At 72.1% G+C, this 12,188-nt stretch carries 10 protein-coding genes; 3 read left to right on the forward strand and 7 right to left on the reverse strand.

Annotated elements, in window-relative coordinates; genetic code table 11:
* Positions 1-127 precede the first annotated feature (127 nt).
* Positions 128-1,618 carry a hypothetical protein gene (locus AB0M54_RS19235; protein WP_364472791.1) on the forward strand — a complete coding sequence of 497 codons (1,491 nt, stop codon included), beginning with the start codon at positions 128-130 and terminating at the stop codon, positions 1,616-1,618.
* 128 nt (positions 1,619-1,746) lie between these two features.
* Here AB0M54_RS19235 and AB0M54_RS19240 read toward each other — a convergent pair whose 3' ends face one another.
* From AB0M54_RS19240 to AB0M54_RS19250, 3 genes are all read right to left on the reverse strand, one after another.
* Positions 1,747-2,580: an alpha/beta fold hydrolase gene (locus tag AB0M54_RS19240; protein WP_364319257.1), complete on the reverse strand. Its 834-nt coding sequence runs from the start codon at positions 2,578-2,580 to the stop codon at positions 1,747-1,749.
* Between the two features lie 163 nt (positions 2,581-2,743).
* Complete coding sequence (locus tag AB0M54_RS19245) at positions 2,744-3,517, reverse strand: glycerophosphodiester phosphodiesterase family protein (protein WP_364472793.1); 774 nt, start codon at positions 3,515-3,517, stop codon at positions 2,744-2,746.
* Positions 3,518-3,544: 27 nt separating this feature from the next.
* A complete protein-coding gene (locus AB0M54_RS19250; RefSeq protein WP_364319261.1) occupies positions 3,545-4,966 on the reverse strand; it encodes an NAD-dependent succinate-semialdehyde dehydrogenase in 1,422 nt (473 codons plus the stop codon).
* 196 nt (positions 4,967-5,162) lie between these two features.
* Here AB0M54_RS19250 and AB0M54_RS19255 point away from each other — a divergent pair, with 196 nt between their 5' ends.
* Positions 5,163-6,350: an MFS transporter gene (locus AB0M54_RS19255; RefSeq protein WP_364472795.1), complete on the forward strand. Its 1,188-nt coding sequence runs from the start codon at positions 5,163-5,165 to the stop codon at positions 6,348-6,350.
* 44 nt (positions 6,351-6,394) lie between these two features.
* Here AB0M54_RS19255 and AB0M54_RS19260 read toward each other — a convergent pair whose 3' ends face one another.
* A complete protein-coding gene (locus tag AB0M54_RS19260; protein WP_364472797.1) occupies positions 6,395-7,087 on the reverse strand; it encodes a hypothetical protein in 693 nt (230 codons plus the stop codon).
* A gap of 16 nt (positions 7,088-7,103) precedes the next feature.
* The gene (locus AB0M54_RS19265) at positions 7,104-7,757 is read right to left on the reverse strand and encodes a DUF1152 domain-containing protein (protein ID WP_364472799.1); all 654 of its coding nucleotides are present in this window, start codon (positions 7,755-7,757) and stop codon (positions 7,104-7,106) included.
* Between the two features lie 350 nt (positions 7,758-8,107).
* On the opposite strand from AB0M54_RS19265, the gene AB0M54_RS19270 reads away from it, so the two are divergent.
* Complete coding sequence (locus AB0M54_RS19270) at positions 8,108-9,556, forward strand: peptide MFS transporter (RefSeq protein WP_364319268.1); 1,449 nt, start codon at positions 8,108-8,110, stop codon at positions 9,554-9,556.
* 363 nt (positions 9,557-9,919) lie between these two features.
* Here AB0M54_RS19270 and AB0M54_RS19275 read toward each other — a convergent pair whose 3' ends face one another.
* Both AB0M54_RS19275 and AB0M54_RS19280 read right to left on the reverse strand, forming a co-directional pair.
* Positions 9,920-11,197, reverse strand: a complete 1,278-nt coding sequence (locus AB0M54_RS19275; RefSeq protein WP_364472801.1) for a hypothetical protein — start codon at positions 11,195-11,197, stop codon at positions 9,920-9,922.
* A gap of 51 nt (positions 11,198-11,248) precedes the next feature.
* Entirely contained in the window at positions 11,249-12,103 is an 855-nt protein-coding gene (locus tag AB0M54_RS19280) for an LLM class flavin-dependent oxidoreductase (protein WP_364319272.1), read from the reverse strand.
* Positions 12,104-12,188: the final 85 nt, after the last annotated feature.

Genomic DNA, 12,188 nt, shown 5'->3' on the forward strand with positions numbered 1-12,188 from the left:
CACCGCCAGCTCACCGGCGGTGACGATTCGGTATAGGTAGCGACCGGATCCGGGTAACCGGGTCGACGGAGAACAACCCGATCAGTAACCTCCCCGCTCGAAAGATCAACGGGGAGGAATTTCTACAGTGGCATTCACCCGCCTGCGCCGGCTCGCCGCCGGTGTCGTGGGCGCGCTCCTGGCCGCGGCGCTGGCACCCGCCGCCGCGCCGGCCGCGTCCGGGCTCCAGATCGACTTCGACGACCTCATCCTGGTCGCGCCGACCAGCCAGACACGGTGGATCGGGGTGTCCGGCGACCAGCCGGGCGCCCTGCACGACGTGACCATCACGGTGGACTCGTCCGAGGCGGCCGGCGTCGCCGTCATCCGGCCGCTCTTCGACTGGAACACGCCCTGCAAGGCCACCAGCAAGACGCTGCTGACCTGCACGTACGAGTCGCTGGCGCGCGCGGGGAGCGGCTGGCTGGCCGAGGACCTGTGGATCCGGCCGGTGGAGGGCGCGAAGCTCGGCGCCGCGGGTTCGGTCACCATCAAGCTGACCAGCCGCGAGGGCGCGGCCGGCCGCACGTCGGCGATCGAGATCGGCGAGGCGGTGGCGCTCGAGGCCGGCCCGTCGACCGGGGGCCGGGCGAAGCCGGGCGACATCATCCGGACGCCGCTCAGCGTCAAGAACGCGAGCGAGACGGCGGTGAACGGCGTCGAGCTCTTCTTCTACATCGACCCGTGGTACACGCCGGCCAAGAAGTTCAGCAACTGCTGGTACGCGGTCAGCGCCGGCTACTGCCACTTCGACACCGTGCTGGACGCGGGCGCGACCTACGCGGCCAGCGAGGCCGCCCCGGCGCGGGTGCGGCCGGACTACCCGGCGCCCGGCATCGTCTCGCCGTCGTACACCTGGCACACCGTGGCCGACAACCGCAAGAACGTCGCGCTGGTCAAGGCCCGTAAGGCCACGAAGGGTACGGCCGGCGCGCTGCGCCTCACCAAGCAGGCCGCGGCCCGCAAGACCGCCCACCCGCAGACCGACAGCAGCCCGTACGACACGCAGTACTCGATCACCGAGGTCACCGGCATCCAGACCGCCGACGTTGCGGCGGCCGGCGCTTCCGTGCGCGGGGCGACGGGCGCGACCGTGAAGGCCGCGGTCGGCGTGAAGAACAACGGCCCGGCGTTCGCCAAGGGCTTCCCCGAGGCCGCCGCGGTGGCCACGGTGAAGCCGCCCCGGGGTGTCACGGTCGTCGACGTGCCGGCCGGCTGCGCGGCCAAGGGCGCGACCTACGTCTGCACCACCGACGTGCTGACGATCGACCCCGGCACGTCGGTGCTGTGGACGTTCGGGCTGCGGATCGACCAGGGCGGGCCGCTGACCGGGACCGTGTCGTCGACCTCGGTCACGGCCGACGCCAACCAGGGCAACAACACCGCTCAGCTGCTGATCAACCCGCCCGGTGGCGTTCCGGCCGACGCGGCCGGCGGCTCCGGCGGGGCCGGCGGTGGCGCGCTGCCGATCACCGGTGCGCCCGCGGCGCTGCTGGCCGTCGGTGGGGCCGTGCTGCTGATCGGGGGCGCGGTCGCGTTCACGATCGCCCGCCGGCGCCGGGCGCGCTTCGTCGCCTGATTCCGCCGTTTTCGCCGAGCCCGGGCTGTCGCCCGGGCTCGGCCTGTTTCAGGAAGCCCCGGCCTGGGCTTTCCGGCCCCGGGCGGTTTCAGGAAGGCCGGGCCCGGGCTTTCCGGCCCCAGGCTGTTTCAGGAGGCCCGGGCCACCGCGGCGGGGACGCTCGGGTCGAAGAGCAGCGTCAGATGGTTGGCGTCGGCCCGCTCGATGGTCAGCCGCGGCAACTGGGAGCGGCCGGCCTCCAGCGCGGCGTCGGTCAGGAACGGGGCGGCGTTGTCGTGGGCGCCCCGGGCCGCGGCGATGAGGTGGGCGGGCTGACCGGTGCGGGAGAGCGCCCCCAGCGTCGGCGGCCCCGACAGCGTGTCGGCCGCGTCCTCGATCAGGCGATCACGTTCGAGGCGCGGGCGCCGGCCCCCGGCCAGCATGTACTCGGCCCATTCCAGCATCGGCTGCCGCAGGTCGGGCCGGTTCGCGATGGCCTTGCCCTCGGCGACCTCGGCGTACTTCTCGGCGCTGGGCCAGTTGCGGTCGAGCCGGCGGGCGACGAACCCGAACAGCAGCCGGACGATCGGCCGGCGCAGCGCGAACCGACGCTCCGGAGCCACCCCGCCATCGAGCATGATCACGCACCGGGCCCGGTTGCCGAGCTTGGCCGCCACCAGCGGCGCCAGGAACGCGCCCATCGAATGTCCGACCACGATCACATCATGGAGCTGCAGCGCGTCGGCCATCCGCAGCACCGCCTGAGCGTGCGCGGCCAGCCCCGGCCCTTCCGGCACCCCGGTCGACCCGCCGCGACCCGGCAGATCGGGCGCGACCACCCGCATGTGCGGAAGCGACCCCGCCATCGCGCTCCACACCTCCGACGTGCTGGTCAGCCCATGCAACGCGAGCACGATCGGCGACCCCGACGGCGGCCCCCAGTCCGCCACGGCCAGGCCGGCGACCACCCGCCGTCCGTTCATCCCTACCCCCACAGCCCCTGACCCAGCGAGACGGATCATCATCGAGGAGTCAGCATAGGCGTCACCACCAGCACCGACCGCGACCACGCCGATCACACCGTGGATTGACGAACGTGGCGGCCATTCACCAGGCGGTTCCCCACCATCCACGCGCCGGTCGAGCTCAGGCGGGCCAGAGGTTGCGGCTTTCGTAGACCGTCTTCAATGCCGTCAGGTCGTCGGTCATGATGCCGTCGACGCCCAGGTCGAGGAGGCGGTTGATCTCGGCCGGGTCGTCGATGGTCCAGACGTGGACCTGGAGGCCCAGCTGGTGAGCGTACGAAAGGAAGACCGTGTCGACGACCCGGACGGGGCCGGAACGCACCGGGACCTGGGCGGCCACGACCGCGTCGGTCCAGCCTCGGGGGCGGGATGATTTGCGGAAGCGGGACAGGGACGCGAGGCGCAGGCGGGTCACCGCGCGCTGGCCCATCGAGGTGGCGATCGACGGGCCGGCCAGGGCTCGGGCCGTGGCCAGGCGGGCGTCGCTGAACGAGGCCAGCAGGACCCGGGCCGAGGCGTTGCACTTCTTGATCACCTCGACCGCCGGCGCCACCACGTCGGCTGCCTTGAGGTCGACGTTGAAGCGGACCTCGGGCCAGGCGCCCAGGATGTCGTCGAGGCGGGGCACGGCGCTGGCGCCGCCGACCCGGAGCTGGGACAGGTCGGCCCAGGTCATGGACGACACCGCGCCGGGCGAACCGGTCAGCCGGGCGAGGGTGGCGTCGTGGAAGACCACCGGAACGCCATCGGCGGTGGCGTGGACGTCGGTCTCCACGAAGCGGTAGCCCAGGCCGACCGCGCGGGCGAAGGCCTCCGCCGTGTTCTCGTCGCCGGCCGCCGCCCCACCCCGGTGGGCGAACGCCAAGGGGGTGGGGGCGTCCAGATATGCGCTCACGAGATCAGTCTGGCAGAGCGGGCGGGCTCACCAGCTGACGGCGATGTACTTGGACTCCAGGTAGTCGAGCATGCCCTCGTGGCCGCCCTCGCGGCCGATGCCGCTCTGCTTCACGCCGCCGAACGGCGCCGCGGGGTCGCTGACCAGGCCACGGTTGAGGCCGACCATGCCGGCCTCGATGGCCTCGCTGACCCGCAGGCCGCGGGACAGGTCGCCGGTGTAGACGTACGCCACCAGGCCGAACTCGGTGTCGTTGGCCAGCCGGACGGCCTCCTCCTCGGTCTCGAAGGTGACGATCGGCGCGACCGGGCCGAAGATCTCCTCGCGCAGGATCGGAGCATCCGGCGCCACCCCGGTCAGCACGGTCGGCGGGTAGTAGAACCCGGGCCCCTCGGGCCGCGACCCACCGGTGACGGCGGTGGCGCCCGCCTCCAGGGCCGACGAGACCAGTTTGTCGACCTTGTCGACGGTGTCCTCGTTGACCAGCGGGCCCACCTGCGTGGCGGGATCGGTCCCGGGCCCGACGCGCAGCGCCCGCATGCGCGACGCGAGGCCGGAAGCGAAGTCATCGGCGATCGACGCCTCGACGTAGAAGCGGTTGGCCGCCGTGCACGCCTCACCACCGTTGCGCATCTTGGCGATCATCGCGCCGTCCAGGGCGGCCGACAGGTCGGCGTCGGCGAAGACCACGAACGGCGCGTTGCCGCCGAGCTCCATCGACGTGTTGACCACGTTCTCGGCGGCCTGGGCGAGCAGGATGCGCCCGACCTCGGTGCTGCCGGTGAACGACACCTTGCGTACCCGAGGGTCCTTGAGCATGGCCGACACCACCTTGCCCGAGCTCCGCGACGGCAGCACGTTGACCACGCCCTCGGGCACCCCGGCCTCGGCCAGGATGGCGGCCATGGCCAGCGCGGTCAGCGGGGTGTCGCTGGCCGGCTTGAGGATGACCGTGCAGCCGGCGGCCAGCGCCGGGCCGATCTTGCGGGTGGCCATCGCGGCCGGGAAGTTCCACGGCGTCACGAGCACGCACACGCCGACCGGCTGCTGGACGACCAGGATGCGGTTGGCGCCGGACGGCGCGGTGGCGACCTGGCCCTCGGCCCGGACGGCCTCCTCGGCGTACCAGCGGAAGAACTCGGCCGCGTACGTCACCTCGCCCTTGGCGTCGACCAGCGCCTTGCCGTTCTCCAGGCTGACCAGCTTGGCCAGCTCGTCGGCGCGCGAGGTCATCAGCTCGAACGCGCTCCGGAGGATCTCGGAACGCTGCCGCGGCGCGGTCGCCGACCAGCCGGGCAGCGCGGCCGCGGCGGCGTCGACCGCGGCCGCGGCGTCCGAGACGGTGCCGTCGGCCACGGAGGCGATGACGTCACCGGTGGCGGGGTCCTGGACGTCGAAGCGCTCGGACGAGGACACCCACTTGCCGCCGATGAAAAGATCAGTTTCCACGAGCAATACCCCCTAGTACGGGTTGGCCACCACGCCGGCCTGCAGTTCCAACCCTAGGCCGTGATCGAGCTGGTACGCGACGCGTTGCTGCTGCCTACCCCGAGGGTGCCGTGATGACACCTGCGACAGCGGTGGTACGAGGGCATGAGTTGCCTGGTTGCGATCGGTTGCGATCGGTTGCGGCAGATTGGTCCCCATGATGGTCTGGTCCGGGATGAGCGCGCTGCGACTGCTCCAGACGACCACGTTCGTCAGCACGCTCGACCGGTTCGCGATGCCGCCGATGCTGGTGGCGATGTCCGGGGCGCTGGGCGTGCCGCTGTCGACGATGGTGCACGTGGCCGGGTTCTACTTCCTGGCGTACGGCGTGATGCAGCCGGTCTGGGGTGTCGTCTCCGACCGGCTGGGCCGGGTCCGCACGCTGCGGCTGTCGCTCGTCCTGGCCGCCACCGCGTCGGCCGCCTCCGCCTGCGTCGCGAACACCGCCCAGCTCGGGGTGGCCCGGGCGATCGCCGGGGCCTGCTTCGCGGCGGCCATCCCGGCCGGCCTGATCTACGTCGGCGACACCGTCCCGGCCGAACGCCGGCAGCCGTCGATCGCCGCGCTGATGACCGGCGTGGCGGCGGGCACCGCACTGGCCTCGGCGACCGCCGGGGCGCTGGCGTCGGCGGTGAGCTGGCGCCTGATGTTCGCGCTGTCCGCGGCCTGCGCCCTGGTCCTGGTCGTGCTCCTGCGACGGCTGCCGCCGCTTCCGCTCCCGCCCGATCCCGAGCCGCTGCTGGCACCGGCCGGCCGGGTCGCCCGCTCCCCCTTCACGCTGCTGGTGCTGGCCATCGCCCTGGTCGAGGGCGGCATCCTGCTCGGCGCGCTCACCCTGCTGCCCGCCGCCACCGAGCAGGCCGGCGCCGGGCCGACGCTGGCCGGGCTGGTCACCGCGGTGTACGGGGTGGCCGTGTTCGCCTTCGCCCGGCTGGTCGGGCGGCTGTCCCGCACCCGGCCGGTGTGGCAGCTCATCGCCGGGGGCGCGGCCGCGTGCGCGCTGGCCTGCGGGGTTGCCGCCGTCTCGCGGGCGCCGGTGGCCGCCGCGGGCGCGGCCGTGCTGCTCGGCATGGGCTGGGCGTCGATGCACTCGTCGCTGCAGACCTGGGCGACCGAGGTGCTGCCCTCGGCGCGGGCCACCGCGGTGTCACTGTTCGCCGGGTGCCTGTTCGCGGGCAGCTCGGTCGCGGCGGTGCTGCTCGCCGGCCCGGCCGACGCCGGCCGCTTCGACATCGTCTACGCCGCGCTGGCCGTCGCCTGCCTGCCCCTGGGCGTCCTGGCCTCGGTGGCCCGCGCGCGCTGGCGCCTTCCCACACCCGTCCTTCGACCTCCGGCGGCCCCGTAGAGAGGCCTCCGTAGAGAGGCCTCCGGCCGCCCGGTTGAGAGGCCTCAGCCGCGCCAGCCGGTGGTGGCCAGGTCGAGGACGCCCTGCTTGCCGCCGTGGGCGTCGAGCCAGCGGTAGGTCTGGCAGGCGGCCTTCGCGTACATCTGGTCGTCGGCCGTCGCGGCGGCCAGCCAGTCCTGAAGAGTGACCGGCAGGGCGCCGGTGGGCTCGACCTTGCAACGGTCGCCGGCGCCGGGCGGGCGGATGTTGCGCCCGTCCTTGGAGACGATGACGGCCAGGCCCTCGTCGAACCACTGTGGAACCCCGTCGGCACGGTCGCCCAGGCGGCGGTCGAACTCGACGTGGGCCATCTCGTGCGAGGCGATCACCACGTCGAGGCCGCGCGGGGAGAGCATCACCGCCCGGTTCAGCACCGCGACGCCACGTTCGCCGCCACCGCCGATGCGGCGGTAGCAGTCGTCGGTGAAGCAGGCGAGCAGCATCGGGTCGCTCTCCCGGCCGCCGTAGAACTCGGCGACCCGCTGGTCGGCGTCCGACCGTACCCGGATCATGGTCTGGTGCTGGGTCTCGTCGAGCCCGCCCTCGACGTAGAGCCCGTCGCTCGCCTCGACCAGCGAGAAGCAGCGCGGGCAGGCGGTCGCGGCCACCGACGGATACCCGAAGGCGAGCACCGCGACCGCGGCGACGATCAGCACGACCGGCCCCGCGGCCACCCACATCCACCGGCGCCGACGCATGCCCGAAACCCTAGCTCTAGTGGGGAAATGCTCGTGGGACGCGCGGCGAGATCTCCTCGCGGAACTTCTCGATGCGCAGGGCGACCTGGTTCATGCCGACGGTCTCCTCGATGCGGTCCAGGTAGAGGTTGCGCGCGGCCAGGGCGGCCAGGTCGACGGTGAAGTAGATGGCCATCAGGGGATTCACGAACAAGACGCTTCCCTGGGTACGCCTGGTGAACCGCACGTCCCCGAAGGCGCCCCGGGTGGCCGCCTCGATCTGACCCTGCACGATGCTCGGGCGGATCGGGGTCGCCGCCTGCGCGTCCGCCACCGCCGACCGGTAGAGCTCGGCCTCGCGGCTCGCGCCCGGGATCGACAGCGCGCCCAGGTAGGCGCCGTCCCGGTCGAGCGCGGCCAGGTTCTCCAGGACCTGGGTGTGCACTACGCCGTGGAAGGCGTCGATGCCGAAGCCGAGGCAGGTGACCAGCCGCACCGGCACGTCCACGCCGGCCACCGCGGCCAGGCTGGTCATGTCCTCGACCGGGGTGCCCAGGCCGTCCTCGTCGCCGCGCATCAGGATGTCGGTGCCGCCGTCGACCAGAACGATGGCGTCGATGTCCAGCTCGTCCACCAGGTGGCGGTAGGCCGCCCGCAACGGTTGCACGCCGGTGCGCGGGAACGCGTACACCGGTCTCGGCAGGTCGTTGGCGGCCAGCCAGCGGGCCAGCGTCCGCTCCGGGAAGTAGTCGTCCGGCCCCGACGTGCCGGGGCGGGCGGCGACGATGTCCGGGGCGTGCCAGTGGTCCAGGTCGACCAGTTCGAGCGGGGGAAGGACAGGTTCGCCAGGTGTACGCCCACACCGCGGTCGTGCAGGGCGATGGCCAGCGGCAGGGCGGCGTACACGTCGAACCCACCACCGGCGCCGGCCAGCAGCACGTTTCGCGACGAGGACAGAGCGGCGAAGAGCGGCGGATCCGCCAGGGAATTCACCGGTCCAGGTTAGGTGCGTGGATCAAGGAATCGGGGTACGGCGTCCGTATGGCAGAGACGATTGCTGATACGCGGGACCGGACGTTCTTCGGCCAGCCTCGTGCGCTCGCTCATCTGTTCGGGGTCGAGCTGTGGGAACGGTTCTCGTTCTACGGCATGCAGGGGATCCTGCTGATCTATCTGTACTACACGGCGGCGCAGGGCGGGCTCGGGATCGACCAGGCCACCGCGACCAGCATCGTCGGGGCCTACGGCGGCAGCGTCTACCTGGCCACCGTGGTCGGGGCGTGGATCGCCGACCGGCTGTTCGGGCCGGAACGGGTGCTGTTCGGCTCGGCCGTCCTGGTCATGATCGGACACATCTGCCTGGCCGTGATCCCCGGCCTGGCCGGCGTCGCGGCCGGCCTGATCGGCATCGCGCTCGGCTCCGGCGGCGTCAAGGCGACCGCCACGGCGCTGGTCGGCTCGCTCTACGCCCCCGGCGACGACCGGCGCGACGCCGGGTTCTCGCTGTTCTACCTCGGGATCAACCTGGGCGCGCTGGTCGGCCCGCTGCTGACCGGGCTGCTTCAGAAGGAGGCGGGCTTCCACTGGGGCTTCGGGCTGGCCGCCGTGGGCATGGCGCTCGGGCTCGCGCAGTACGCGTACGGGCGAAAAGGCCTGACCAACGAGGTGGCCAACCCGCTCCCCGCCGCGCGCCGCCCGATGGTGATCGCGGTCGCCGTGGCGGTGATCGTCGTGGTGGCCGTGCTGGCGTTCGCCGGCCTGATCCCGGCCGCGAGGCTGTCCACGATCGTCGTGGTGCTGAGCATCCTGGCCGCGATCGCCTACTTCGCGGTGATCCTGAGCAGCCACCGCATCAACGACACCGAGCGCCGCCGGGTGCTCGCGTTCATCCCGATGTTCCTGGTCAGCGCCGTCTTCTGGAGCCTCTACCAGCAGCAGTTCACGGTCGTCACGGTCTATTCGGACCAGCGGCTGGACCGCAACCTGTTCGGCTGGGAGATGCCGGTGAGCTGGGTGCAGTCGATCAACCCGGTGTTCATCATCATCCTGTCCGGGGTGTTCACCGTGCTCTGGACCAGGCTCGGGAGCCGCCAGCCCTCCACGCCGATCAAATTCGGTCTCGGCACCACCATCATGGGCGTGGCGTTCCTGCTCTTCCTGCCCCTGGCCGGTGGCGGTCCGAACTCGGCGCCGCTGCTCGGCCTGGCCGGCATCCTGTTCGTCTTCACGGTGGCCGAACTGCTGCTGTCCCCGGTCGGCCTGTCGCTGGCCACCAAGCTGGCGCCGGAGGCCTTCCGCACCCAGATGGTCGCCCTGTTCTTCCTGTCGGTCGCGCTCGGCACGGCGATGTCGGGCACGCTCGCCAACTACTACAGCGAGGACCACGAGGTCCCCTACTTCGGCATCATCGGCGCGGTCGCCATCGTCGCCGGCCTGATCATGATCGCCCTGACCAAACCGTTGCGACGGTTGATGGGCGGCGTCAACTAGGTAACCGTGGTGTTCACGGCCGCCGAGACGTTCCCGGCGGTGCCAACCGCTCGCCGTGGACCGCGCGGTGAGCGGCTCCATCGAGGGCAAACCGCCCGGAAGCCATGACGCCACGCGGCCCGTCGGCCAGCCCCGCGACGACACCGGGGGTGGCGAGACGGAAGCGCATCAGCGAACCGTCGGCAAGTGGGGAGCCGGCTTGGGGATAAAGAAGGGTGAGTGGGCACGGACGCCGCAGGCGAAGCGCAGCGAGCCGGCCTCGGCGGGAGCTGCGGTCCGCACCCCCCACCGAGCTACGACAACGAGCTTTTGAAGTTGCGGCAGATCGCCTTTCCAGACGGTCGCCGGCTGACGCCGTACGACCTAGCGATGGAAGGGGGTTGAGCGGAGATACAAATGTGGCCGGCTGTCGCCCGGGTCGGGGCCGAGGTCGGTTGCCTCCGAGGCGAACAGGACGCGGCTGGCGTCGGCTGACGGAACGGCCCGGTAGCTGGGACCGTTGGCGCCGGCGCCGGACACGTCGGTCGACACCAGCGTGGTGCCGCCGGCGCCCAGGTTGCGGAGGAAGGCGTCGCTGACGAAGCCGTTGGTGTCGCGCCGGACCAGGTCGGACGCGTTCGAACCGAAACCGGCGAAGCGGCCGTCGGCGGACAGCGCGCCCCCGGAGGTGCCGGAGTCCCCGGCGCCGGTGCGCGCCGCGTTGGCGGTCACCAGGGTGGTGGTCCTCGCGGCCACGTCGTACAGGTAGAGGTCGTCCATCCCGTTGCTGTCCGAGGGGTCCAGCCTTGCGTTCGAGACGTACAGGACCTTGCTCCCGGCGCGGTCGATGCTGGGTGCGGACGCGTCCACGAACGGGGCGGTGTCGCTGGTCTGTGGGCTGACGCGGATCGCTCCGCCGGTGGCCCGCGACGTCAGGTAGACCGCGCTGGCGCTGCCGCCGTCGCCGACGTAGTCACCCGTGGCGGCGAAGGCCACCCAGGCGCCGTCGCCGGAGATCTCGGCGCTGAAGGCAGCCGCCTCGCTGTCCGGGAACGGGACCGAAACCTGCCGGGTGACGCCGGCGGTCAGGTCGCGGACGTACACCTGCGGGCGGACGCCGTTCGGGATGTCGGCCTGGATGAAGGTCACGTAGCGGCCGTCGTCCGAGATGGACGGGCTCTGCTGAAGGCCGGTGCCGGCGCCGGCTCGGACGGTGACGCCGGTGCGGCGGTCGTGGACGAAGACGTCCCGCTGGCCGTTGGTGTCGCCGGCCACCAGGTTGGACGCGTCCGAGGTGAACGCGACGTACCGGCCGTTGCCGGAGATGGCGACGTCCCGCACCGGGCCGTTGGCCGGTTGGCCGTTGCGCCCGCCGCTGACCAGCGTGGTCGTTCCGGCGTTGAGGTCGCGGACGAAGGCGTCGTGGGTGGCGTTCGTGTCACCCGCGACGAGATTGCCGGAGTCCGACACGAAGGCCACCACGCGGCCGTTGTCGGCGATGTCCCAGTCGGTGTTGGCGCCGTTGCCGGGTGTGCCGTCGGCGGCCACGTCGACCAGGACGGTGGTGGCGCCGGCGGCAGCACGAGCCGCCGCCGGCGCGAGTAGCACCGAGATCGTCGCCCCGGTGGCCACCATGGACCGAATCCCCCATGAAATCGTCATGCGGGGAGGCTAGTGATGCCGGGGCGGCGCCGCAGTCAGATCAAGGGCAGGCTATTCGAGTACGACCTCAGCGAGGCGCTCGACCTCGTCCGGGTCGTCGATGGTCGGGTTGAGGATGAGCTCCTCGGCGCCGATCGCCTCGAACGACTTGACCACCTCACGGACCTGCTCGGGCGTGCGGGCCAGGTTGTCGACGACCACCTTGGCGAAGTCGCCGTGGACGCTGTAGTAGTCGCCCACGTTCCGGGCGCCCTTGTCGGGGTCGCCGAGCCCGAAGTAGGCGATCGCCACCAGGCGCGGCTCGCCCTCGCGGCCCGCCGCCTTCCACGCGGCCCGGGCGCCGGCGAAACCGTCGGCCACCATCGAGGCCGGGGCGCTCGGTCCGACGTACCCCTGGCCCCACTTCGCCATGCGGGCGAGAGCGGCCGGGGCAATGCCGCCGAACATCAGCGGCACCGGACGGGTGCCGGTGGGAACGGCCGCGTTGTCGCCGCCGCCGACCGGCTCGCCCTTCCACACCCGGTGGTAGGTGTCGAGGTCGGCGTCGAAGCGCTTGCCGCGCGCCTTCATCGGGTAGCCCTCGGCGACGAAGTCGTCATCCCGCCCGCCGATGCCGACGCCGAGCGTGAGCCGCCCGCCGGAGACCGCGTCGATGCCGGCCACCTCCTTGGCCAGCAGCACCGGCGGCCAGACCGGCCCGAGCAGCACGTTGCTGAAGAGCCCGATGCGGCTGGTCGCGCCGGCCGCGGCGGCGAGCGCCACGGTCTCGTTCAGACCCGGGTAGGCGAGCCGCCCCACCGTTCCCAGCGTGCTGAAGCCGGCGTCCTCGGCCCGCTTGGCGAACCCCGGGATGACGGCCGGGTTCATGTCCCGTACCTGGTTCGGAAGTCCAATACCGATCTTCACGCTCGCATCGCCCTTCGCCGGTTCCTTGGACGGCCACGGTAGCGATACTTTCCACGTCAACCTTCTCCACGACACACGTGTGGAG

This window comes from Actinoplanes sp. NPDC051470 (genome assembly GCF_040682035.1).
Taxonomy (GTDB): domain Bacteria; phylum Actinomycetota; class Actinomycetes; order Mycobacteriales; family Micromonosporaceae; genus Actinoplanes.